Below are 25,579 nucleotides of genomic sequence, written 5' to 3'. Positions count from 1 at the left end.
CTGTGCCTTCGTATTACACTTCCGCCAGACCGGTTAAACTTTATCGCATTATCCGCAAGATTATGCAGTATCCTTTCCACAAAAATCGGGTTTCCGGATATCATACGACATTGCTGAGAGAAATTGCGTTTTAGCCCTGCTTGCCTGCTCAGAAAGCCGTGCTGCCTCACGCAGACGATGATTCATGCTGATCAGATATATTCCATCTATCACCATAAGTACCACTAAGGTTCCACAGACGATAAAAATGATATACCATGCATCTATGGATGCATTTAAATCTCTCTTACTTGTCACGCCAAGAATATCTAGTGATGAGTTTTTGCCCATATTTTTCAATACTTCATCCCCAATTTGTCTGATCTGACATCGTTTTACTGCTATTTTTCTATGCACAAAGCAACATCATTTTTCACATCTGCAAGTGTCATCGTTGCCAGTTTATCTTCCATTGCTTTCTGAACCTGATTTAACCGGTCATCCAGCACATGGTGGATATTTTTCCCAACAGGACATTTCTGGTTCGGATTCTCATGAAAGTGAAACAGTTGTTCATCCGGAGTACATTCCACCGCCTTATATACATCAAGAAATGTGATCTCATCTAATGGTTTCGTAACCGTGACACCACCGGTTCCCCTTGAAACTTCAATTAATCCTCCAGCCTTTAACTGTTGTAAGAGTTTTCGTACAATGACCGGATTTGTGCCAATGCTGGCTGCCATAAAATCACTTGTCATTTTCCTGTCTGTAAATGTATCTATACAGGCAAACATGTGTATTGCCATTGTAAATCTGCTCGAAATCTGCATCTTTTACGCCTCTTTCTTATCATAAATATTCCATCTGTTCTGGTATGTTTTTCTGCCGAGTCATTTTCATCCCAGTAATTGTTTTACCGTATTTTCAAATTCATAAAAAAGATCAATATATTTTTGCACGATCGTATTGCAATGTTCTTTTACGATCTCACAATCATAGTCATGTGCCAGTTCATTTCTCACCTTAAGCATATTCATCCACGCTTCATCTGAAATTAAGTTTGCCTTATAGGATTCTCTAAGTACTTCCCTCGGCGAACCAGCTACAAATCCGGTAATTGCATAGTACTGCACCAGTATATCTTTCATAACTTTCCATGACAGATCGAATGTAATGCTAAATTTGGCACTTGTACCACTAAGCACGAATGAATCCGTGAGATCTCTCTGTCTTGCTTCCGCTAATGCATCCAGGGAATTGCAAAATGATAGAAATCGTCTGTTAAATTTTTCGTCCATATTGTCTGATATCCTCCAACAACAATTGATTTTTACATGTATCCATATTCACAAGATCCACACTGTAAAGTGTTGGCAGATCTTCTACTTTTTCTATCAGTGCTTCAAAATCTTCTATTCCGGACACCGCTATATCAATGTCACTGCGTTCCCTTGCCGTTCCTTTTGCCCTTGAACCATACAAAATCACTTCTTTTGCATGAAAACTATTACATAATTTTGCTACTTCCTGTATCACTTCTTCTGCCCGCACGAATACCACCTGCCTTTATTATAATATTTTAGCATAAAAAGAGCGATACCGTATAGATGAATCCATACAATACCGCTCTTTTTTATTATCCTTCTCTTATTTTTCACTTCTTAATTTCTGATTTACTTTTTCTACATCAAGTTTATAATAAAGAAATACGATAACTACTATTTCATCCTTTAATTAACTCGACTTTTTGACAGACAGTGTATCAACAATGATTTCTTCCGATACATCAATATCATCGAGATTATATTTCCAATGAAACACAATCGGCTCTTCGTTTATTTCTACAAAATATCTGTAGATACGATTAGTAAGTTCCTCCTTAGATTTAACACGGATTCATTGACGACCTAAATCTTATCCTACACTTTAGTTATCTCCATTGGGTGCTTGGATAGATTTAGTTCTCGGTGCCCGTTTTGTCTTTTTGGTGCTCCAATTACTCATTTTTATAATTTTTCGGTGCTCGCAAGCACCATAAAATAAAAAAAGCAACAATGAATTTTCACGATCATTGTTGCAAAAAATCGATGTTCCCGGCGGGAATTGAACCCACAACTAGCGCTTAGGAGGCGCTTGTTATATCCATTTAACTACGAGAACAAATGCCGTATTTTCGGGCTTTTCAGCCTTTTTCGGTTACGGTAACCTTCTTTATGAACTCAATCACTTTTGTGATGAATCATCTGTTTTCTTATTTCGACATTTCTATATGCCACAGTTCAAATCGAACTCTTAGTTATCGCCTTTTACTCACTCACGGCTTTAACCATGGTTATATCTTAGGAGGACCCCGTTATATCCATTTAACTAAGGAGACAAATGCCGTATTTTCAAGGTTTTCACACCTTTTGGGCTACGGTTGCCATATCTATGAATCCAATCACTTTCGTGATGAATTTCCATTGTATCTTACTTTGACATCTTCGTCAATCCCTGTTGGAATCGAATTCCGATTTACCACCTCTGTGTTTTCACTGGGTTTAACCATGATTAAACCTTAGGAGGCGCTTGTTATATCCATTTAACTATGAGAACTTATATAAGATATATATGCTGTATGTGGTAAATCCACATACAGCTTTTTTATTCTATCATACTTCCTCAAAAATATCTATACTTATTCTCTATATTTTATACTTCCCTGCATCCATACAATGCCCTTAAATCTTCTTCCAACCTGTGGCTCCCCAACCAGATCTTTCTGATTGATACATACACCAAAATTCATTTCATTGCAACAGATATCAAGTACCCATACATTCTCACCGGTAAGATTATTCTGCTCCATCCTGCAGTCCATGATTTCGCCAAGGATTGCATACTGATCGCTTTCAATACCATATGGCATAAAATAAGAATCGACAATGCTGAGTACATCCTCATGGGTAATGCGTCTCGATAACATGGAATATGTATCAATATCTTCTAATGTTAAATTTTCAATCGCATTCTCATCCCCGTCTCTTGCAGCTGCAACCAGATAATTGCGATCTGTGGTATTCTGCTGATTCTGTTTATTTTTTTTCTCAGCTTTGTTAATTGGGAGCAAAATTTTTCCCTCTGTGGAAAGTGCACCTAAAATGACACCCTCTTCCAGATTCATATATCTTTTTGATCCTTTTACTGCCAGAAAATCAACAACATTCTGCAGATAGAAAATTAATGTTACACCTATCCGGACTTCATCACATATCCCCGCATAGGACTCTTTTTCCGCATGCTTTTCCACTTCTGCCTGTTCTCTTGTGGATAACATTGTGCCAAAAAAATATGGATAGTAATAATCCATCTCAAATGTATCATCTTCCCGATAGGTACCTCTTAATGTCAGACCAAAAAAGTCACCAAATTGATAACAAAGTTCTGCAAATTCATTTCCTTCAGAATCCTCTGCCACCTTAATCGTATCTGGTTTTGCTTCTATATCTTTACATATTTTTTCGAGTTCTTCTTTCTTAATATCAGAAAGACCGACTGCTCTTAAAAATTTATGCATACTTATCTCCATTCCTGCGCTTTCCTACAGCGCATCTCAAGTTTGTGTGCCAGCACAAATCTTGTGTGTGAAAAATGTATTTTTCACACTGATCTCCATTCTTAAACCAACTGCAGAATTGATATTTTTTTATTTTTTGTCAGGTCATACCTGATTTCCGTCATTTGATTCGTCTGATCCAATACCGCAACGATTGGACGAATCGAATTATCCGTCTGGCATATGACAATCCCTGTTTCTCCTGTATTCAGCCTGATTTTCGTACCAACCGGATAATATGCAACCATTTTCTGTATTACTTTTACAATTTTCCGTTCAAATAAGAGGTCTGCCGCCTCGATCATTGTCTCAAGTGCCTGCTGTACACTGATTCTTTTACATTCCATTCCGGAAATCATACAATCAAATGCATCACACACCTGTAATATATTACACTCTATATCCTTTGTTTTTTGTTTTAAAGGATATCCTGATCCATCTTTTCTCTCATGATGTGTTAATACCATTTTTTTTGAGACCGGTGATATCCAGTCTTCACCTTCTAACGCTGAATATGCCAGTATTGTATGTTTTTTTAATTCAAATACTTCAGATGCCGGTCTGCTATCCATATCAAAATTAATATATGGAACCGTAGTATAACGCATACCAAGATCATGCAATAATGCCCCTATGGCAATATCAATATAATCCTCTTCTTTTACTTTTAACATTTTTGCAACTGCCAGAGACAACATAGTCACCTGTACCGTATGCTCATAAAGATTTCCATTGCGTTCTTCTATATCTATTACCTTAGGCTGTTCTGCTTTTGTTATTTCACTGACAATTTCATTTGCCAGCTCAGCCATTTTGCTCAGTGAATTTTTTCCATGGTATATATGATTTTCCAGAATTTTCTGTACTTCACTGACATAATACTTTTCTCTTTCTTCATTGATAATCAAATGTGTTGTTTCAAAGGCTTCATACGGATCTTCAATACATACTGTATCAATTCCCAAAAAAGAAATCAGATCCAAATACTCCGGTTTTAACACAGTTCCGCCGGATATCAATATTTCTTTTTCTTTCGTTATAACCGGTTCCGCCAGTGTTTCTCCGCCTACAAGTGATTTGACCTGCCGTATTATCATTATCTCTCCATTATCTTATTTTTCATTATTCCTCATTTGAATTTTTCAAATCGCTATTTGGATTCATTGCACGTTTTAAAGCTTCCTGCTCTTCCTCTGATAAAACAATTACAGAATTGCCATCAATAATTTCTTTAATATATGTATAGCAGCCTTCTCTGGTGTGCATTGCATTAATAATAAATCCATTATTGCGCATATCTAACATTGCAAGAGAAAAACTTAATTTTCCGCCCATCTCATGAAATGCATCATACTTAATAAGTCCCATTTTCTGATAGGTACACTGCATATTTTTAGAGAGTACTTTAATATTTCTGTCATTTTCTTCATTTGATTCTAACAGGGAATCAACCTGATCGAGCCTTTGAATCAATGTATCTTCCAATGTCTTCGCATCTTTTCCGCTCATAAAAATACGATAATTCTTTTTCAGTTTTTTCATCTGAACAATATTTATAATCACCAATATAAATAAAATCAACAGAACCCCGCAGAGTCCTATAATAATATAATCTGAATCAATTCCTAAATACTTTGAAATCATTATTTTACCTTTCGTTATTTAGAACAAATGTTCTATGTATTTTATGCGATTGTACGAATCAGATCAATAATCCGGTCTAATTCATCCATAGAATAATATTCAATTTCGATTTTTCCTTTTTGATCATCCTTTTTATTGATAGCGACTTTTGTTCCAAGGATTGATTTCATCTTTTCCTCTAAATCATGATAAATTGCTTCCATTGCAGGATCTGAAACCTTTTTCTTTTCTACAGGAACATCTTTATTCTTTTGGATTTTTTTTACCAGCTTTTCTGTCTCACGTACACTCAAATTTTCGTCAAAAATTTTCTGAGCCGTTGCATATTGTTTTTCCGCATCTTCAATTCCAAGCAGTGCCCTTGCATGACCAGTTGTAATCATATCATCAATTACCATCTGCTGAACACGTTCATCTAATTTCAAAAGTCTCATCGAATTGGTTACCGCCGTTCTGCTCTTAGAAACACGCTCAGCAACCTCATCCTGTTTCAAATGAAATTCTGTCAAAAGTCTTTTATATGCAAACGCTTCCTCAATTGGATTTAAATTTTCTCTCTGTATATTCTCCACCAATGAAATTTCTACTACTTCCTGATCCGTAAGATTCATGATCCGGACTGGAACTTCTTTTAATCCTGCAAGTTTTGCAGCTCTCCAGCGTCGCTCACCTGCAATGATTTCGTAATAATCCTTTTTATCTAATACAAGTAATGGCTGAAGTACCCCTACCTGTTTAATGGACTCTGATAAATCTACTAATGAATCTTCATCAAAATTTTTTCTTGGCTGTTCCCTGTTTGGTTCTACTTTATTAATATTGACAAAAATTCCATCTTTCTTCTCAGAATCTGCATTTACCTTTATTGTCTCTGATTCTTTATTTACATTTACTTTATTTGGAATCAATGAATCTATTCCCTGTCCCAAACCACGTTTTTTTGTTGCCATATTTTATACATTCTTCCTTTCCATAACTTCTTTTGCTAACATGCGATAGCTCTCTGATCCTGCAGATTTCGTATCATACATGTTAATAGGTAATCCATGTGATGGTGCTTCTGCAAGACGTATATTTCTAGGTATTAATGTATCATAAATCTTTGTATCAAGATTTGTTCTTACATTTTCAACAACCTGGTTTGATAGATTTGTTCTTACATCATACATGGTAAAAACGATACCATCAATATGAAGTTCAGGATTCAATCTCTGCTGTACAAGATCAATAGTGTGTATCAACTGACTGAGTCCCTCTAATGCATAATATTCACACTGGATTGGAACAAGTACAGAATCAGCCGTAGTCATGGCATTAATTGTCAACATATTCAATGACGGCGGACAATCAATAATTATAAAATCATAATCATCCCTGACATAATCTACAGCATTTTTCAAAATATATTCTTTATCTTCAATGCCTAACAGTTCAATTTCTGCTCCTGCAAGATTTACATTGGACGGTATAATTTTCATGCCTTCCACTACCGTATCTACCATACTTTCTTTGATAGAACATTCATCCAGCATTAATTCGTATACCGTGTTTTCCAATTCATTTTTATTTACACCTAATCCACTCGTCATATTTCCCTGCGGATCAAGATCAATTGTCAAAACTTTTTTTCCTGCTTCGGCTAAACAGGAAGCAAGGTTAATCGCCGTTGTTGTTTTACCTACACCACCCTTTTGGTTGGCGATTGCTATAATTCTGCTCATTTTAATCCTCATTTCCTTTTTTATTGTTTTCATTATAGCACTTATATATATGCATTTCTATAATAAAATGTTTCACGTGAAACATTTTGTATAATTTTACTTTTATTATTCATCTGGAATTAAAAGAATTATATATTTTTATCGATTTAAAAATTATTTACTTCTTCATCTGATAAAGAACCTTTTGTAGCTCTTTCGTATACTTGGACTGCCCCGTTTATAGCCATTTTTGATCAGGTACAATTTCTGGTCAAAATGACTTTTATATTCATAAGACACAATTATCTGTGGAAATTCTGGTAGTAAAAAACTTTTGTATAAATTATCAGCCAACAAATCACACAAAGTCAAGGCTTTTATATAGCTTTAGTTAAAAATTATTTTTTCTGGTAATAATATAATATTTTACAATAATATAACATAGGTCTAATGTCTCATATGTAATGTCTCATTGATCACGAATCATTCAAAAGATATATATTCCTAATAAAAAATTTTAATTTGACAGATAAGCATATAAATTCTACTCTGATACTTTCAGATTGTGTGCGATTTTATTGATATAATAATATGTACCTCCTATTATCATGAGCTGAAAATGTTTCACGTGAAACATTTTTAATATTTTCTTTTTTATATTGATATCAATATAAAATATATTTTTAGTTTTGTCCTTGTTACAAATTTCCATTATATAAGTATAATTTTAAATATATGAATCTTACTTTTACACTATTTTTCCTTGAATATTTATTTTAAGAAAACAATTAATTTATAAATATAATTAATCAACTTCTTTTTAAGAATGTTTCACGTGAAACATTCTATATATAACCATCTTTATAGATTTAATAATAGTCTGGTCAGATATCACTTATAAATTAGTTTTTAATGTAATATATTACAAAGTACTAAGATTAATTTTGCGGATTCTATAAAATCAATACATTTTTACTTTCTTTTATCTAATATGCTAATTTACTAATTTAATTTTCTAAGCTTATTTGATGTAAAGAAGTGATATAATTATCCCATTTACGATACTATCAAATGTATCTGTTTTGTTTAGGAACAACAAATAAGCTATTAAACTTATTTGTAACTTAATTTTAAAATAACCTATATCAAGAAATGGCACACATTTTAAATTCACTGTTACGCTAGAGCGGTGACAAAGTGGTGCTGTTTACAGCTAATTTTTCCACAAGGTGTTTGATCCTGACCAAAGGAATTTAATTCATAGGGCGCATTTTTCTGTAAAGATCCGGATGTCAAAAGATGATTTTTAATTGGCATATTGTACAAAGTTATGAATCACCTTTTGACACCTAAATTCTATAAATTTAAAAAACCCATATAATGTTTCACGTGAAACATTACATGAGCTTTTTATTTATTACTAATCTTATATATTTAGTAGTAATTTTCAACTCCGCAAACGTATTGACTATGATTAAATTGTAATCAGATTATTACGAATTGCAAATACGGCTGCCTGTGTACGATCTGTAACTCCAATTTTCTTAAAAATATTAGATACGTGATTCTTTACCGTACGTTCACTAATATTTAACTGCTCTGCAATTTCTTTATTATAAGTTCCATAGGAAAGCATCTTTAAAACTTCAAGTTCTCTTCTGGTAAGACTTTCAATTTTACTGCTGTCGCTGTCACGATCAAGCATCTTAGAATTTAAAACCGGTATTAAACTTGGCTGTATATAATCTTCCCCATTAACAACTGCTAAGATTGCTTTTTTTAATTCTGCAGATTCAGAATCTTTTAATAAATAACCATTTACTCCAATATCAACTGCCTTCAAAAGATATTCGACCTCATTATGTACTGTTAAAACCATTACTTTAATTTTCATTTTCATATCTTTTATTCTCTGAAGGACTTCGAGTCCATTCATATTTGGCATATTGATATCAAGTAATAATATATCAGGTACAACTGTTTTTAATTTTTCAAGACAATCTACTCCATCACATGCTTCTGCAATAACCTCAAACTCGCCTTCTAACTCTAATAACTGCTTTAAACCTTCACGAATCATTGAATGATCATCTGCTATCATAACTTTTACTGACATCGTTTTGTACCTCCCTATTCGGCAATTGGAACTTCAACCTGAATCTTCGTTCCTGCATTTGTTTTTGAATGAATGTCTATTTTTCCAGATAAAAGATATACTCTTTCTCTCATCATTGACAAACCAAATCCAGAATTATCTGCTTTGCAATTACACTCATTCTCCTCATATACAAATCCCTTTCCATCATCTTCAATAGAAAGTATAATTGTTCCCGGTTGATAGTTTAAAACTACCTTTATTACAGAACAATCTGCATGGCGGATTGCATTACTGCAGGCTTCCTGAATAATTCTTAGCAAAGTAATTCCAATAACAGGATTTATTTTGTAAGACTCACCAACTACAGAAAAATTTATCTTTTTTGTTTCACTGCTCTCTAACTTTTCTAACGCACGTTCAATCGTAACTTCTAAGCCTATATCATCAAATGACATTGGTCGCAGATTGTAGATCATATTTCGTGTATCATTGATAATATCACGCAAAGTTTTAGACATGATATTTAATTCCAGTTTACATCTGACCTTATCCATATCGATTAATTTACTGCATAATTCTGTTTTATGAACCAGACTTGTCAGATTCTGCACCGTTGAATCATGTAATTCCCTTGATATGCGCTGTCTCTCATTTTCCTGTGTTTCTAATAATTTTAACCGGAATATCTCATCGCTTATATCAGAGTTATTATCATTTATTTTTTGTTCCAGCTCAGAAATTGCCTCATTTAATTCATTCAGCTTTGTAACACAGGATGTATATTCTTTTTTTCTGGTATCTAACTGTTCCTGTAAAAGTTTCTGCTGCTCCTCTAAATGTAAAATCTGTTCCCTGCCCTTTGGATTAACATCCCTGGGGCTGAATGATTCATAGTTTGAATCATTTTCTTCTTTTAAAAGCATTATAAATGCCTTATTTTCTTTCATCTGTAATTCCAGTGTCTGAATCGATTTATGTATATCTTCCTTATTAGTCATCAGCTCCGACTGAAATTTTTTTAAATATTCACTTATCATATACTTCCTTCGAACGTATGTTTTATATTACATAAATAATAAACCATTTTTATTTTATACTAAATTCACTTTGTTGAAAAGATAAATTTTTCATGAATCAAAAATTTAATTTGTATAAGCGGCCAAAAGCGGCTATAATATTATTATAAAAATAGCCTGTTATTTGGCAGATATGGAGGCATTTATGAATAAGAGTATGAAAAAAAATATCAGACATTTTTTTCTGTTAACTGCATTAGCTGCCGGAACCATTCATTTCGTAAATCGTTTTATCGATCTTACTGCTTCAATGAAAAACATCTTAAAGACGGAAAATGGTAATTTTTTTGATTGGAAGAATGGAAAAATCTATTACACAAAACATGGTTCTGGAACACCTGTTTTATTGATACATGATCTGAGTCCACTCAGTTCCTCTTATGAGTGGTGCCGTTTTGCAAAAAAACTTGAAAAGCAGCATACCGTATATACGATTGACCTCTTAGGATGCGGACGTTCAGAAAAACCTTATCTGACATACACTAATTACTTATATGTTCAGCTTATTACTGATTTTGTAAAAGAAGTAATAAAAGATACCCCTACAGTAATTGCAACGGGTTCTTCCATTTCATTTGTGACGTTGGCAGAAAATATGACGAATCATTTATTTCATAAAATCATTGCTATCAATCCGCCAATGCCTGAAAAATTTAACCGCACGCCAAGTAACTCTTCTACTTTAAAGAAGACATTACTGGAAGTTCCTGTTCTCGGAACATTTATTTACAATGTAAAAACGCATGAAAAAAATATACAGAAACTATTTTATACTGAATATTTTAACAAACCACAGCTTGTCTCCTCTAAAATGCTGGATGCCTACTACGAAGCATCACACATGAATGGCAGCCACGGAAAATATTTAATGGCAAGTATTGAGGGACAGTACACTGACAACTGCATTTTACATGCACTAAAGAAACTTTCCATTCCATTCTATGTTGTGGAAAGCCGGAGCAATCCTGATTCTGTTCAGATCGTAACCAGCTATGCAAAACAAAGTTCCTTTATTGAAACTTCATATATTTCTAATGTAAAATACCTTCCACAATTAGAAGCTCCTGATAAGTTAGCTGAAGTTATTCAGATGCTTTTTAATCGTGAAAAAAATTAATTTTATATCGAATCAACAGACGGTATGTTCTGGGAATATTTTATTACCATGAAAAAAGTGACTGTGAAAAGTAAATTTTCTACAGTCACTTTTTTTATGAACATAATATTAATGTAATGGCTCTTTCGTCGGCGTCCCGGCTTTTCTTGGATATATTTTCGGTGTGTGCTTTTCCTTGTTGATCACAACAAACGATCTTTTCTGTTCATACAGATCAAATTTATACACATCCGTTACTTTTCCACCTAAAACAAAAACAGCTTTTTTCGCTTCTACCACTTCTTCTTCAATGCTGCCTGATTTATATGAAATAAATTTGCCACCAACTTTCACAAATGGTATACAGTATTCGCTAAGAGAAGACAAATTTGCCACTGCACGTGAAACACATACATCAAACTGTTCTCTGTAATCTTTATTTTTACCAAGCTCCTCCGCTCTGGCATGAACAGCAGTAATATTTTTCAGCTCCAGTTCATCAATTACCTGGTTTAAAAATTTAATCCTTTTATTTAAGGAATCTGCAAGTACCAGTTCTAAATCTGGAAATGCAATTTTAAGCGGGATTCCGGGAAATCCTGCCCCGGTTCCGAGATCTAAAATTTTAACATTATCTTTTAAATCGTATACACGACACAAAGAAAGACTGTCCAGAAAATGTTTTTCCACTACTTCATCAAATTCTGTGATTGCAGTCAGATTCATCACCTTATTGGTTTCTACCAGAAGTTCATAATATTGAAGAAACTGATTGATCTGTTTATCACTCAATTCAATCTGAAGTTCTTTTAAACCTTCTTTAAACTGTTCCAGATTATAATTCATTCTGATCTCCATTCTCTGTTTTATATGCAAATGTCCTAATTATATAAAATCCTCGTTTTTTTTAATCTGCCGACAATGTCATTAAATTTATTTTAGTCTTCCGATTTCTTCTCATGGTACTTCATCTGCTCCATATACACAAGCAGTACTGATACATCTGCCGGCGATACTCCTGAAATACGGGATGCCTGTCCGATTGAAGTTGGTGAATAAGTCTTTAATTTCTGACGTGCCTCAATTCGCAGACTTGGAACATCATCATAATTAAAGTTTTCCGGTATCTTTTTCTTTTCAAGTTTCTTAAAACTTTCCACCTGCTTCATCTGACGCTTAATGTAACCATCATACTTGATACTGATATTTACCTGCTCAGTAACTTCAGCAGGAAGATCCGGACGTTCCGGATCGATCGGTGCTAATTTATCATAATCAAGCTCCGGTCTGCGGATCAATTCTGTCAGAAATGTTCCTGTATTTAACGGAATACTGTCATAACTTTCCAGCAATTCCTGTACTTTTTTATTCGCACCAATTTTTACTTTTGCAACACGTTCAATTTCCTGCGCGATCAGCTCTTCTTTTTTGCATACCCAGTCATAACGTTCTTTTGAAATTAAACCAATTTCATAACCTTTCTTCGTCAGACGCAGATCTGCGTTATCCTGTCTTAACAGCAGGCGATATTCTGCACGTGAGGTCATCATTCGGTATGGCTCGTGGTTTTCTTTGGTCACAAGATCATCGATCAATACGCCAATATAGGCTTCTGACCGGTCTAAAACCAGAGGTTCTTTTCCTAAAATACTCATAGATGCATTGATACCTGCGATCAGTCCCTGACAAGCTGCCTCCTCATAACCGCTGCTTCCGTTAAACTGTCCACCGGAAAAAAGTCCTTTGATCTTTTTAAATTCAAGTGATGCATAAAGCTGATTCGGGTTAATGCAGTCATACTCGATCGCATATGCATTTCTTACAATTTTAACATGCTCCATTCCAGGCAGCGTGCGGTACATCTCATGCTGAACGTCCTCAGGCAGTGAAGATGACATACCTCCAACATACATTTCATTTGTATTAATGCCTTCCGGCTCAATAAAAATCTGATGACGGTCTTTGTCTGCAAATTTTACTACTTTATCCTCAATGGAAGGGCAATAACGCGGACCGGTTCCTTCAATAATTCCGGCATAAATTGGTGAACGATCCAAATTTGCACGAATGATTTCATGTGTCTTTGGATTTGTATATGTCAGCCAGCAGGAAACCTGATCAATCTGCACATCATCCGGGTTTGTTGTAAATGAAAATGGAACTACTCTCTCATCTCCCTTTTGTTCCTGCATTTTTGAAAAATCCAGAGAACGTTTATCCACTCTCGCAGGCGTTCCTGTCTTAAAACGAAACATCTCGATTCCATGCTCTTTAAGTGAATCTGTAAGATGATTTGCTGCCATAAGACCATTCGGTCCGGTATAAGTGATCATCTCGCCTGTCAGACAGCGTGCTCTCAAATACGTTCCTGTACAAAGTACAACTGCCTTACAATGATAAATTCCACCGGAAACAGTCTTTACCCCGGTAATTTTCTGAAGTTCGCCATTAACTTCTATAACCTGTCCATCTTTTTTTCCTGCATTTATATCTTCTTCTGTAACAGCAGAATTTACCGGAACCGTAATGATCTCGGCTACTTCTGCCTGTCGGATTGTAAGATGCTCTGTATTCTGAAGTGTTTTCCGCATCTCCATGCTGTAATTCACTTTATCTGCCTGTGCACGCAGGGAATGTACTGCAGGACCTTTGGATTTATTTAACATCTTAGACTGGATAAATGTCTTGTCAATATTAATCCCCATCTGTCCGCCAAGTGCATCAATCTCTCTCACAAGATGCCCTTTTGAACTTCCTCCAATATTTGGATTACAAGGCATCATCGCGATACTGTCCACACTTACTGTAAAAATAATTGTCTCCAATCCAAGCCTTGCACATGCTAATGCCGCCTCACATCCCGCATGACCTGCTCCCACAACTACCACATCATAATTTTCTTCAATCGCAGGCATCTTCTTATCCTTCTTTCTAAAAAATCTTATCAAAAAAGCCAGTACACCGGAAGAATGCTGCTCTTGCATTCTTCCAATAGTTGTCGTCCAATGGCGACAATAGTTTTTGCCAACACACCGGAAAAATGCTGCCTTTGCATTCTTCCAATAGTTGTCGTCCATTGACTTAACCATTCTTTCCAACACACCGGAAGAATGCTGCCTTTGCATTCTTCCAATAGTTGTCGTCCAATGGCGACAACTATTTGCCCAGACAAAACTTACTAAATATCTCATTCACAAGATCATCTTCGACTGCCTCACCAATGATGCTTCCCAGTTCTTCATATGCATTCATCAGATCAATAGAATAAAAATCTTCCGGCATACCGTCCATAATACTCTGCACCACTAAATTTAAACTATTCATTGCTTCCTGTAAAGCAGTTTTATGACGAATATTTGTGATATACACTTCATCATTAAATGTAACTTCTCCGGTGAAAAACATCTCACGGATTGTCTCTTCCAGTTCCCCGATCCCGGTCTGCTCCTTCGCAGAAATTGCAATCATCTTTTTATCCAGATGCTTTCTGATCGATTCACTATCAGTAACCGGAGCCAGATCCGATTTGTTTAAAAGAATGATTGCTTTTCTGTCTTTTAAAAGCTCCATAATTTCAAAATCATTTTCATCCAACTGTGTTGATGTATCCACAACATAAATCGCCAGGTCTGCATCATTTAAGTATTTTTTTGCACGATCCACGCCAATTTTTTCCACAACATCATCCGTTTTCCGGATTCCCGCTGTATCGATCACATTTAAAATAATTCCATTTAAATTGATCTGTTCTTCTAATACATCCCTTGTCGTTCCTGCAATATCAGTAACGATCGCCCGTTCTTCTCCAACAAGTGTATTTAACAGTGATGATTTTCCGGCGTTTGGTTTTCCAATGATTACCGTTGAAATACCTTCTTTTAAAATTTTTCCATTATCGCTGTTTGCAAGGAGTTTCCTGATTTCTTTACCTGCTTCTTCCACGATACCCTGAAGTGTTTTAGGATATCCATCCAGACTGATATGTTCCGGATCATCTAATGCAGATTCAATAAATGCAATCTCATGCAGTAGTTTTTCACGGACTGTTTTTACTGCAGACGAAAGAGAACCGGAAAGCTGCCGTTCTGAACTCTTTAATGCAAATTCATTTTTTGCATGAATAATATCTATGACTGACTCTGCCTGTGCGAGATCGATCCTGCCATTTAAAAATGCACGTTTTGTAAATTCACCAGGCTCTGCCGGACGCGCACCGTATTTGATCACAGTCTCAAGCACACGCTTCATGACATACACTCCGCCATGACAGTCAATCTCGACGGTATCTTCTTTTGTGTAACTTTTTGGTGCCCGCATCAGCACTACCATAACTTCATCGATCACTTCATCCTCATCTTTGATGTGACCATAATGAATCGTATGTGTCGGCATATCAGATAATTTTTTTCCGTTTTTCATAAAAAAAATCCGGTCAACAATCTGAACTGCCGCATCCCCACTGATCCTTATAATGCCGATTCCTGAACTTGACATAGCTGTTGCTATCGCAGCAATCGTATCTGTTCTCATAATCCCTCATTTCTGAGCAGCTTGTTAAACTGATCCCTCGTCTCTAATATACAAAAAAATTCGTGGACGTTTTCTTTATCCGCCACGAATTTTTCTGTGTCATTCATCACACACGGATGAAAACCTGTTTACTGTCTCTTTAATGTTACAACAACATGACGATAAGGTTCGTCTCCTTCGCTGTGTGTTGTCACAAACTTATCATTCTGCAAGGTAGAATGAATCACTCTTCTCTCATAAGGATTCATCGGCTCTAAAGAAACCGGACGTTTTGTTCTCTTTACCTTGTATGCAATATTCTTTGCAAGATTCTCTAATGTCTCTCTTCTTCTCTTGCGGTAATCTTCCGTATCAATTTTGACTTTTACAAAGCTCTCTGCATTTTTATTAACAGCAAGATTGGTCAGGTACTGGAGAGAATCTAAGGTCTGTCCTCTTTTTCCGATCAGAACGCCCATGTCATCACCTTTTAAATCAACATTGATCACATTGCTGTTTTCCTCTGCAGTCATAACGATCTCAACTTTTAAATCCATCGCTTCGAATACTTTATTTAAGAAATCTTTGATATCATCATTCACAGAATATTTCTTGCGTACTTTGATAACTGCATCTTTTCTTCCGATGCCGAGAAATCCGTTATTTCCTTTTTCAACGATCTCATATTCGATTCTGTCACTGGTTGTCCCCAGTTTTACCAGTGCTTCTGTGATTGCTTCATCGACTGTTTTTGCTGAAATTTCAATATATTCCATATCCAAAACCCCTGTCCTTTCTTATTATTTTCTGCTGTTTTTCTCATTAAAATCACGAACCATATTGGCTTTTGCAGCCATACTTCCGGCTTTTGCCTTTGCTTTTGCGGCATTTGCTTTTTCTAACTCAAGTTCACGCTGTGCCTCACTCATACCGGACTTTTTATCTTCTTTTTTCGGCTCATTGATCTGTCTTGTATTGATTTTTGCCGCATTGGAAATCTGATTTTCAGCAATTCCCATTTTTTCACGTTTTTTCTTTGCTTTCTCCTGATTCTTCTTAATGATATCCTCAAGATTGATCTTCTCAAAATGCTTATTTAAGAAGAACTGCTGAACACTTCGAACTACCGCACCGGCGATCCAGTAAATACCAAGACCTACAGGAACTGTAAAACACATTACAAATGAGAAGATCGGCATTGTACGGTTCATCATCTTCATCTGCTGTGCAGCCATATCATTTTCATTATTGCCATTAGATGGAGCAGCCTGTGGCATCAGCTTGATATTAAGTACCTGAGTCAGATAAGAAACGATCGGTACAAGCAGCGCTAAAACTACAAATAAAAAGTTATGTGATGCAAAATTAGATGTCATAACCTGCCATGGTGTATCTGAAATATTCAGTCCCAGAAAGTTATTTACATGTGAAACTGTATCATATGTTGCATTAATGGTATCCGTTAAAGAAGGAAATGCACTCTTTAAAGTATCCCATCCATTCGAATTCATTTTATATAAAACATCAACAATAGAGTTAGAAAGTGCAGTCGGATCTGATACTGTAAAGTCTGCTGCCGGCTGTGTCATAACTCTTAAATCTGTAACGAGCTGCGTCATCTTATCCTGATAACCGCTTGTTGCCATAATTCCATCAACCAGTGCAGAGAAATTGTTCTTTACACCGGATACATATGCCGGAACATTCAAAAATACACGGTAAAGTGCAAACAGTAATGGCATCTGGATCAGCATCTGAACACAGCTTCCCATCATGGAAACACCATATTTTTCGTATACTGCCTGTGTTTCTTCCTGCATTGCCATCATAGATGCCTGATCTTTTTTTCCATTATATTTTTTCTGGATTGCCTGTAATTCAGGCTGCATCTTCTGTGATAATTTTGAGAACTTCTGCTGTTTGTAAGTTAACGGGAATAAAATCGCATAAATTACGATTGTAAAAATGATGATAGAAAGACCAACATTCTCAATACCAATCATTGACATCAACGCATAAATACCATTCATTACCCAGCCAAGTACTTTGGCGATCGGTCCTAAAATAGCACCATTGTATGCTGTTAATAACATATCTGACACTTGTAAATACCTCCGCTATGGAACTGGATCATATCCACCTTTTGAAAAAGGATTACATCTTAAAATTCTCCATAAAGCAAGTGCTCCTCCTTTTATTGCCCCATATTTTTCAACTGCCTCTAAACCATATAGAGAACATGTCGGACAATACGGACACTTTGTCGTTTTCATTGGAGAAAGATATTTTCTATAAAACTTAATTAAAGCAATTAATATTTTTTTCAAAATGATTCCATCTTCTTTTTTTCTGAAATTAACGATTGATTACTTTGTGAAGACCTCCAAGATGCAACAGGGCACTTTCTGTTTCATGATAACTGATATCACGTGCCGTGCTTCTTGCGATGACTACAATATCCAAACCATTATTGAACATGTCTTCATGTAGTCTGTAGCTTTCCCGGATCAGCCGGGTCAGATGATGTCTGATAACACTGTTTCCAACTTTTTTACTGACGGATATGCCAAGACGATTTCCTTCTGTATGATTTTCCAGAACATACATTACCAGATAACGGTTCGCATAGGATTTTCCCTGTCTGTACACTTTCTGGAAATCACTGTTCTTTTTTAATGATTCCGAAAACTTCATCCTAGTATGCCCTTTCTGATTATTTACCTAAGGCACCAATTACCTTCTGTCTGTTTTGAAGGTCTGCTTACTTCTCTTATAAAATATCTTTGTATGAACAAATAGGTGGTACAAAATGCACCACCTCATTATTCATCCATTCTTCTTAAGGAAAGAAAAGACCACAAAAATGTGGCCTATGCTGATAATTTCTTTCTACCTTTTAATCTTCTAGCAGCCAATACTTTTCTTCCGCCTGCTGTGCTCATTCTGCTTCTGAAGCCATGAACTTTTGATCTCTGTCTTTTCTTCGGCTGAAATGTCATCTTCATGTTATATCCACCTCCTCTGCCTGGCATTCACCATCATCCAAAAATGACGGTGCGATAGAAAACGTCCTAAGACGCATATTCTCAGTTAAAAAACATCATTTTCAATTATAACAGAAAAATGTTTCAAGTCAAGCACTAAAATTCTGGTTGATTGGATTTTACTTATCTACATTTCAACATTTATCCATTTGTGGAAAATGTTGACCACTATATATATAAGGAAGAAACTCTATCTTTCTATATCTTGTTATTTGCATTTCCACAGTTATCCCCCTGAAATGTTAAAAAATGTGGGTTAAAGAATGCCGATTTTTAGCGGGTTTGCAAAGTTATCCCCAATTTGTGGATAACTTGTGGATATTTTCTGGATAATCCACGGATAATGTGTTAATAAACAGTATAACCCCTTGTATTTAGCGGTCTATAACTTTTTTCGACTTATTCACACATATTTTTTTTTATTTCTACAAATTTTTATTATTCAGGCTCTCTATTTTGCCCAAATCGGGATTTTTTTGCATTTACCCTAACTTGAAATACCCTGTACAAACTTTTCATTGATAAAAGCAAAAAAATAGTGTAGGATAGAACTATGTAGGATTTTTTATGATAGGCGTTAATGTGGAAAACTATCCACATGCAGATGAAAATACTCTTTTCATTAGAAAACAACGCAAAAATGAGGATTAAAATGGATAAAATTTTAGAAAAATGGGACGAGATTCTCTCAACCGTCAAACATGAACATGATATCAGCGATATTTCTTTTGATACCTGGATACGTCCGCTCGAAGTTTACGGTGTTGAGGGTAATACATTATATATACTGGTTCCATCTGAACAAATGACCCTGAGCTATATCTCAAAAAAATATTATCTTCCTTTAAAGGTAACGATCGCAGAGCTTACAGGAACAGAATACGAGATTCAGTTCATTCTGCCGGAACAGACAAAAAATATCCGTACCGGCAATAACAGTGTACCGAAAAAAAATGCACTTTCCGAAAAAGCGGACAGATCTAATCTTAATCCGAACTATACCTTTGACACTTTTGTCGTCGGCAGCAATAACCGTTTTGCCCAGTCGGCGTCACTTGCCGTTGCCGAATCTCCGGGCGAAGCATACAATCCACTTTATATTTATGGAGGACCTGGACTTGGAAAAACTCACCTTATGCATTCCATCGGTCATTTTATATTAGAAAGAAACCCGAATGCAAAAGTACTTTACGTTACATCCGAGGAATTTACCAACGAAGTAATTGAATCAATTCGAAGTGGTAATGCCTCAGCAATGAACAAATTACGTGAAAAATATCGTACGATCGATGTACTGATGGTCGATGACGTTCAGTTTATCATCGGTAAAGAAAGTACGCAGGAAGAATTTTTCCATACATTTAATGCACTCCACTCTGCCGGCAAACAGATTATCTTAACATCTGATAAACCACCAAAAGACATGGAAACTTTAGAAGACCGGATTCGATCTCGTTTCGAATGGGGTCTTATTGCTGATATCGGAACGCCGGATTATGAAACACGTATGGCGATCCTCCGGAGAAAAGTCGAAGCAGACGACATGAAACTCAGTGATGAGATTTTAAATTATATTGCAACGAACATCAAATCAAACATCCGTGAACTTGAGGGTGCCTTAAACAAACTTCTGGCTTATTCCAATCTTGAAAAGACTGATATCACGATGGAAATCGCCATGAAAGAACTTCAGAATATTATTACACCGGACAAGCCAAGAGAGATCACACCTCAACTGGTAATCGAAGTTGTCACTGAACACTTCAATATCTCGCTGGATCAGATGATCTCCAAAAACAGAAGTAACGAAATCGCAAGACCAAGACAGATTGCAATGTACCTCTGTAAAAATATGACTGACATACCACTTGATTCGATCGGACAGTTACTTGGGGGAAGAGATCATTCCACCATTATTCATGGTATCAAAAAAATTGCCGACGAGTATGAATCAAACGAAAATACACGCAATTTAATAGAAACTATCAAGAAAAAGATCAATCCTAACTAAAGTTATCAAGGTTTTTCGAAGTTATACACGAAAAATTGTGGATATCTTGTTAAATTAAAGTGAATTCCGTATGGACAAGTCTCATTTTCATGTTTAAAACCTGTTTATGGCATTTATGAGCTTCATCCTCAATTCACATCATTTCAAGATAATTTCCGCATGGTTTTCACAGGGTTATACCACCTCAAATTTTTTTGAGCCCCTTGAAAATTAAGGTTTTGTGCGGTTATCAACTTATTAACAGCCTCTAAGACGACTACGGCGGATTTCTATTTATTTTTTTATGAACACGTTTTGGCGAGCCACTACGTTTCACCAGGAAGGAGTTATCTACAACATGAAATTAATTTGTTCTAAATCTAATCTGTTACATGGCGTTAATATTGTTTCAAAAGCAGTTCCTACCAGAACGACCATGGCAATATTAGAATGTCTTCTGATTGATGCTTCTGCAAATGAGATTAAACTTACCGCTAATGATATGGAACTTGGAATTGAAACTAAGATTGAAGGTGAGATTGCAGAACGCGGAGTAATCGCACTGGATGCAAAAATCTTTTCTGAGATTGTCCGTAAACTTCCGGACAGTGATGTCACGATCGAAACAGATGCATCTTTTAAAACAACGATCACCTGTGAAAAAGCAAAATTTAACATTGTCGGTAAATCCGGTGATGATTTTTCCTATATCCCATATATTGAACGTAACGAACCTATCATTATGTCCCAGTTCACCTTAAAAGAAGTCATTCGTCAGACAATTTTTTCAATTGCTGATAATGATAACAACAAGTTAATGACAGGTGAATTGTTTGAAATCGAAGAAAATGACCTTAAAGTTGTTTCTCTCGACGGTCATCGTATTTCAATCCGTAACATCGAACTGAAAAATAATTATTCTCACAAGAAAGTTGTCGTTCCGGGAAAAACACTTCAGGAAGTCAGCAAAATTCTTCCTGGAAGTGCAGAAGACGAAGTATCTATTTTTCTGACAGACAACCACATTGTTTTTGAGTTTGAGAATACGACAGTTGTTTCACGTCTGATCGAAGGAGAATATTTTAAGATCGAACAGATGTTGTCTTCCGACTATGAAACAAAAGTTAAAATTAACAAACGCGAACTGTTAGACTGTATTGACCGTGCGACTCTTCTTGTCAAAGAAGGAGATAAAAAACCGATCATCATGAATATCACAGATGATTCCATGGAACTGAAGATCAATTCATTTATTGGTTCCATGAATGAAGATATTGATATAGCCAAAGAAGGAAAAGATATCCTGATCGGATTCAATCCGAAGTTTTTCATTGACGCATTAAGAGTCATTGACGAAGAGGAAGTTACACTGTACATGGTCAATCCAAAGGCTCCATGTTTTATCAAAGATGATGAAGGTACATTTATTTACCTGATTCTTCCGGTTAACTTCAATGCAGCTGCAAACTAATCATTTTTTGATTGATATTGCCGTAAGGCGATAGAAAGGAATTCCATGATAGAGATTCAGATCAGAGAATCAGATGAATTTATAAAACTTGGACAGGCTTTGAAAAAAGCCGGTCTGGTGGAATCCGGGGTTGACGCAAAATTTGTCATCCAGGATGGTTTAGTAAAAGTTAATGGCGAAACAGAATATCAGCGTGGAAAAAAAATCCACGATGGTGATGTGATTTCCTACAACGGAGAAACGGTGAAAGTCTCAAAATGATCATTCAATCCATTGAATTGAACAATTTCCGCAATTATGAAAATCTCCAGATTTCGTTTGATGAAGGGACTAATATTTTATTTGGTGATAATGCGCAGGGAAAAACCAATATCTTAGAAGCTGCTTACTTAAGTGGAACTACCAAATCCCACAAGGGAAGCAAAGATAAAGAGATGATCAGGTTTGGAACAAACGAAGCACACCTTCGGACTATGGTTTTAAAAAAAGGCAAACAATATCAGATTGACATGCATTTAAAACACAACCGTTCCAAAGGAATCGCTGTAAATAAAATACCAATGAAAAAAGCGAGTGAGCTTTTTGGAATATTGAACATCGTATTTTTTTCGCCAGAAGATCTGAATATCATAAAAAATGGTCCATCAGAGCGCAGACATTTTCTGGATGCTGAGTTATGTCAGTTAGATAAGATCTATTTATCTGATCTGTCGAACTATAATAAAATTCTGAATCAACGCAATAAACTGTTAAAAGATATGGTTTATCGTCCTGAATTATCGGATACACTTCCGGTATGGGATATGCAGCTTATTGATACCGGGAAAAAAATCATCAGGCGTAGGGAACAGTTTGTAAAAGAACTAAATGAAATTGTTCATGAAATACACTACCGGATATCAGGTGGGAAGGAAGAACTTTTTCTGTCCTATGAACCAAGTGTTTCGGCAGATATGATGGAGCAGGAGATAGAGCGGGTAAGGCAGCGTGATCTGAAAATGTGTCAGACATCCGTAGGACCACACCGTGATGATCTGCTTTTTTCCATTGCAGGTGTTGATATCCGTAAATTTGGTTCACAGGGGCAGCAGAGAACCTCTGCACTCTCTTTGAAGTTATCCGAGATAGAGCTGGTGAGAAAATCAATTCATGATACTCCGGTACTTTTACTGGATGATGTTTTATCAGAGTTGGACAGCAATCGTCAGAATTATTTGTTAAACAGTATATGTGATACCCAGACAATTATTACCTGTACCGGTTTGGATGAATTTATCCGTAACCGGTTCGAAATCAATAAGGTTTTTGAGGTAATAAGTGGTCAGGTATTTGAAAAAGGTCAAGTTATAGAAAGGCAAGGTTAGCAGAATGGCAACAGAAAAAATTGAAAATCCAAATGAATACGGAGCTGACCAGATCCAGATTCTGGAAGGACTTGAAGCAGTTCGTAAAAGACCAGGTATGTATATCGGCAGTACATCGGCGAGAGGACTCCATCATTTGGTCTATGAGATTGTAGATAATGCCGTGGATGAGGCACTTGCCGGATATTGCAAAAACATAGAGGTTACCATCAACCCGGACAATTCCATTACAGTTGAAGATGACGGGCGTGGTATTCCGGTTGGAATGAATCATAAAGCTGGAAAATCAGCACTTGAGGTTGTATATACGGTTCTTCATGCAGGCGGAAAATTCGGCGGTGGAGGATATAAAGTATCCGGTGGCCTGCACGGAGTAGGTGCGTCAGTTGTAAATGCGCTTTCCACCAAACTTTGTGTTGAAGTATACAAAGAGGGACAGGTTTATTTCCAAAGTTACCATATCGGAAAACCGGACGAACCGGTCAAAGTAATCGGAACCTGTGATTCGGAAAAACACGGCACGAAGGTTACATTCCATCCGGATCCTGAGATTTTCGAGGAGACCGTTTATGATTACGACACTTTAAAACAGCGTCTTCGTGAAACAGCATTTTTAACAAAAGGACTTCGCATTGTACTTACGGATACCAGAGAAGAATCGCATCATTGTCATGAGTTCCATTATGCCGGTGGTATCAAGGAATTTGTCACTTACTTAAACCGCAGCAAGGAGGCATTGTACCCGGATGTCATTTACTGTGAGGGAACCAGGGATGGTGTGTATGTCGAAGTTGCCATGCAGCACAATGATTCCTACAACGATGCGACCTACAGTTTTGTAAATAACATCATTACGCCGGAAGGTGGTACGCACCTCGCCGGATTCCGTAATGCGCTGACGAAAACATTTAATACTTACGCGAGAGCAAATAAGATTTTAAAAGATTCGGAACCAGCACTGACCGGTGACGATATCCGAGAGGGACTGACTGCGATCATCAGTATCAAGATTGAGGAGCCGCAGTTTGAGGGACAGACAAAACAGAAACTCGGAAACAGCGAGGCGCGTGGAGCAGTGGATTCCGTGGTAAGTGAGCAGCTCACATATTTCTTAGAGCAGAATCCTGCAGTTGCAAAGAGTATCTGTGAAAAATCTCTGCTTGCGCAGCGTGCGAGAGAGGCAGCGAGAAAAGCGCGTGACCTGACCAGAAGAAAAACAGCCTTGGAAGGTACTTCCTTACCTGGAAAACTTGCAGACTGTTCGGACAAAGATCCGAAAAACTGTGAGATCTTTATCGTCGAGGGAGATTCCGCGGGTGGTTCTGCAAAGACAGCAAGAAGCCGTGCAACACAGGCAATTCTTCCTTTGCGTGGTAAAATCCTGAACGTGGAAAAAGCGAGACTGGATAAAATTTACGGCAATGCCGAGATCAAAGCAATGATCACTGCATTTGGTACCGGAATTCATGAAGACTTTGATATTTCCAAGCTGCGTTATGACAAGATCATTATTATGACGGATGCCGATGTCGATGGTGCTCATATTGCGACACTGATGCTGACATTTTTATACCGTTTTATGCCGGAACTCATCAAGCAGGGGCATGTATATCTTGCAACTCCGCCGCTTTACAAGATTGAGAAAAATAAAAATATCTGGTATGCGTACGATGACGCTGAATTAAACAATATCCTGATTGAGATCGGACGTGATGGCAATAACAAAATCCAGCGTTACAAAGGACTTGGAGAGATGGATGCCGAGCAGCTCTGGGAGACGACTATGGATCCGGAAAAACGTATTTTAAAACGTGTCATGATCGATGAGGAAAATTCTTCGGAGATTGATGTGACATTTACGACTTTGATGGGTGACAAGGTAGAACCGAGACGTGAGTTTATCGAGGAAAATGCAAAGTATGTACAGAATCTGGATATTTAACAGATAGGTGCAGCCGGATTTTTAGAAGATGTGATCCGTTTGCAGAAGTTCGGATGACAGAGACGAGT

25 protein-coding genes, 1 tRNA gene and 1 pseudogene are annotated in these 25,579 nt (G+C 36.5%); 6 read left to right on the top strand and 21 right to left on the bottom strand.

Annotated features, from left to right (window positions below; translation table 11 throughout):
• Positions 1–60: 60 nt before the first annotated feature.
• The 13 genes and pseudogenes from DW650_RS09485 to DW650_RS09425 all read right to left on the bottom strand — a co-directional run bounded on the left by DW650_RS09485 (position 61) and on the right by DW650_RS09425 (position 10,056).
• Complete coding sequence (locus DW650_RS09485) at positions 61–396, bottom strand: hypothetical protein (protein WP_147403013.1); 336 nt, start codon at positions 394–396, stop codon at positions 61–63.
• Positions 381–812 carry an Rrf2 family transcriptional regulator gene (locus DW650_RS09480; RefSeq protein ID WP_118209760.1) on the bottom strand — a complete coding sequence of 144 codons (432 nt, stop codon included), beginning with the start codon at positions 810–812 and terminating at the stop codon, positions 381–383. Before DW650_RS09480 ends, DW650_RS09485 begins: the two co-directional genes overlap by 16 nt.
• Positions 813–878: 66 nt before the next feature.
• Complete coding sequence (locus tag DW650_RS09475) at positions 879–1,280, bottom strand: HI0074 family nucleotidyltransferase substrate-binding subunit (RefSeq protein WP_118209759.1); 402 nt, start codon at positions 1,278–1,280, stop codon at positions 879–881.
• A complete protein-coding gene (locus tag DW650_RS09470) occupies positions 1,264–1,533 on the bottom strand; it encodes a nucleotidyltransferase family protein (protein ID WP_117920570.1) in 270 nt (89 codons plus the stop codon). Before DW650_RS09470 ends, DW650_RS09475 begins: the two co-directional genes overlap by 17 nt.
• A 183-nt stretch (positions 1,534–1,716) precedes the next feature.
• Positions 1,717–1,878: pseudogene (locus DW650_RS20040) on the bottom strand (IS630 family transposase); the annotation flags it as partial.
• Between the two features lie 192 nt (positions 1,879–2,070).
• A tRNA-Arg gene (locus tag DW650_RS09460) sits at positions 2,071–2,142 on the bottom strand.
• 517 nt (positions 2,143–2,659) lie between these two features.
• Entirely contained in the window at positions 2,660–3,538 is an 879-nt protein-coding gene (locus DW650_RS09455) for a DUF3881 family protein (protein WP_118209757.1), read from the bottom strand.
• Between the two features lie 101 nt (positions 3,539–3,639).
• Positions 3,640–4,674 (bottom strand): HD-GYP domain-containing protein, encoded by a 1,035-nt coding sequence (locus tag DW650_RS09450; protein WP_117920586.1) that lies wholly within the window; start codon positions 4,672–4,674, stop codon positions 3,640–3,642.
• Positions 4,675–4,699: 25 nt separating this feature from the next.
• Positions 4,700–5,221, bottom strand: a complete 522-nt coding sequence (locus DW650_RS09445) for a DUF4446 family protein (protein ID WP_118209756.1) — start codon at positions 5,219–5,221, stop codon at positions 4,700–4,702.
• A 41-nt stretch (positions 5,222–5,262) separates the two neighbouring features.
• A complete protein-coding gene (locus DW650_RS09440) occupies positions 5,263–6,171 on the bottom strand; it encodes a ParB/RepB/Spo0J family partition protein (RefSeq protein ID WP_118209755.1) in 909 nt (302 codons plus the stop codon).
• Positions 6,172–6,174: 3 nt separating this feature from the next.
• Entirely contained in the window at positions 6,175–6,942 is a 768-nt protein-coding gene (locus DW650_RS09435) for a ParA family protein (RefSeq protein ID WP_117920589.1), read from the bottom strand.
• A gap of 1,453 nt (positions 6,943–8,395) precedes the next feature.
• Positions 8,396–9,037 (bottom strand): response regulator, encoded by a 642-nt coding sequence (locus DW650_RS09430; RefSeq protein WP_117920590.1) that lies wholly within the window; start codon positions 9,035–9,037, stop codon positions 8,396–8,398.
• Between the two features lie 14 nt (positions 9,038–9,051).
• The gene (locus DW650_RS09425) at positions 9,052–10,056 is read right to left on the bottom strand and encodes a sensor histidine kinase (protein WP_117920591.1); all 1,005 of its coding nucleotides are present in this window, start codon (positions 10,054–10,056) and stop codon (positions 9,052–9,054) included.
• A 184-nt stretch (positions 10,057–10,240) separates the two neighbouring features.
• Here DW650_RS09425 and DW650_RS09420 point away from each other — a divergent pair, with 184 nt between their 5' ends.
• Positions 10,241–11,212: an alpha/beta fold hydrolase gene (locus tag DW650_RS09420; RefSeq protein ID WP_241070821.1), complete on the top strand. Its 972-nt coding sequence runs from the start codon at positions 10,241–10,243 to the stop codon at positions 11,210–11,212.
• A gap of 108 nt (positions 11,213–11,320) precedes the next feature.
• On the opposite strand, the gene rsmG is transcribed toward DW650_RS09420, so the two are convergent.
• From rsmG to rpmH, 8 genes are all read right to left on the bottom strand, one after another.
• Positions 11,321–12,037 (bottom strand): 16S rRNA (guanine(527)-N(7))-methyltransferase RsmG, encoded by a 717-nt coding sequence (gene rsmG / locus DW650_RS09415; RefSeq protein ID WP_199654240.1) that lies wholly within the window; start codon positions 12,035–12,037, stop codon positions 11,321–11,323.
• A 92-nt stretch (positions 12,038–12,129) separates the two neighbouring features.
• Positions 12,130–14,106, bottom strand: coding sequence for a tRNA uridine-5-carboxymethylaminomethyl(34) synthesis enzyme MnmG (gene mnmG, locus DW650_RS09410; RefSeq protein ID WP_118209799.1), 1,977 nt, complete (start codon positions 14,104–14,106; stop codon positions 12,130–12,132).
• Positions 14,107–14,347: 241 nt separating this feature from the next.
• Complete coding sequence (gene mnmE, locus DW650_RS09405) at positions 14,348–15,721, bottom strand: tRNA uridine-5-carboxymethylaminomethyl(34) synthesis GTPase MnmE (protein WP_118209753.1); 1,374 nt, start codon at positions 15,719–15,721, stop codon at positions 14,348–14,350.
• Positions 15,722–15,849: 128 nt separating this feature from the next.
• On the bottom strand, positions 15,850–16,476 hold the full coding sequence (jag, locus tag DW650_RS09400; protein WP_006857741.1) for an RNA-binding cell elongation regulator Jag/EloR: 627 nt from the start codon (positions 16,474–16,476) through the stop codon (positions 15,850–15,852).
• Positions 16,477–16,500: 24 nt separating this feature from the next.
• Positions 16,501–17,793, bottom strand: coding sequence for a YidC/Oxa1 family membrane protein insertase (locus tag DW650_RS09395; RefSeq protein WP_118209798.1), 1,293 nt, complete (start codon positions 17,791–17,793; stop codon positions 16,501–16,503).
• Positions 17,794–17,817: 24 nt separating this feature from the next.
• Positions 17,818–18,027, bottom strand: a complete 210-nt coding sequence (yidD, locus tag DW650_RS09390; RefSeq protein WP_117920594.1) for a membrane protein insertion efficiency factor YidD — start codon at positions 18,025–18,027, stop codon at positions 17,818–17,820.
• A 28-nt stretch (positions 18,028–18,055) separates the two neighbouring features.
• On the bottom strand, positions 18,056–18,394 hold the full coding sequence (gene rnpA / locus DW650_RS09385) for a ribonuclease P protein component (protein ID WP_006857739.1): 339 nt from the start codon (positions 18,392–18,394) through the stop codon (positions 18,056–18,058).
• Between the two features lie 176 nt (positions 18,395–18,570).
• Positions 18,571–18,705, bottom strand: a complete 135-nt coding sequence (rpmH, locus tag DW650_RS09380) for a 50S ribosomal protein L34 (protein ID WP_015561063.1) — start codon at positions 18,703–18,705, stop codon at positions 18,571–18,573.
• Between the two features lie 691 nt (positions 18,706–19,396).
• On the opposite strand from rpmH, the gene dnaA reads away from it, so the two are divergent.
• The 5 genes from dnaA to gyrB all read left to right on the top strand — a co-directional run bounded on the left by dnaA (position 19,397) and on the right by gyrB (position 25,511).
• Positions 19,397–20,755, top strand: coding sequence for a chromosomal replication initiator protein DnaA (dnaA, locus tag DW650_RS09375; protein WP_117920617.1), 1,359 nt, complete (start codon positions 19,397–19,399; stop codon positions 20,753–20,755).
• A gap of 337 nt (positions 20,756–21,092) precedes the next feature.
• Positions 21,093–22,205, top strand: a complete 1,113-nt coding sequence (gene dnaN, locus DW650_RS09370; protein WP_117920595.1) for a DNA polymerase III subunit beta — start codon at positions 21,093–21,095, stop codon at positions 22,203–22,205.
• Positions 22,206–22,250: 45 nt separating this feature from the next.
• Positions 22,251–22,466 carry an RNA-binding S4 domain-containing protein gene (locus tag DW650_RS09365; protein WP_118209752.1) on the top strand — a complete coding sequence of 72 codons (216 nt, stop codon included), beginning with the start codon at positions 22,251–22,253 and terminating at the stop codon, positions 22,464–22,466.
• A complete protein-coding gene (recF, locus tag DW650_RS09360) occupies positions 22,463–23,569 on the top strand; it encodes a DNA replication/repair protein RecF (protein ID WP_118209751.1) in 1,107 nt (368 codons plus the stop codon). The genes DW650_RS09365 and recF overlap by 4 nt, the downstream gene beginning before the upstream one ends.
• 4 nt (positions 23,570–23,573) lie before the next feature.
• Entirely contained in the window at positions 23,574–25,511 is a 1,938-nt protein-coding gene (gene gyrB, locus DW650_RS09355) for a DNA topoisomerase (ATP-hydrolyzing) subunit B (protein WP_006857737.1), read from the top strand.
• Positions 25,512–25,579 lie beyond the last annotated feature (68 nt).

It is taken from the genome of Roseburia sp. AM23-20 (assembly GCF_003470905.1).
GTDB lineage: Bacteria > Bacillota > Clostridia > Lachnospirales > Lachnospiraceae > Roseburia > Roseburia rectibacter.
The sequence above is the reverse complement of the archived record's forward strand: the minus strand, read 5'-3'. Positions and strand labels throughout refer to the sequence as shown.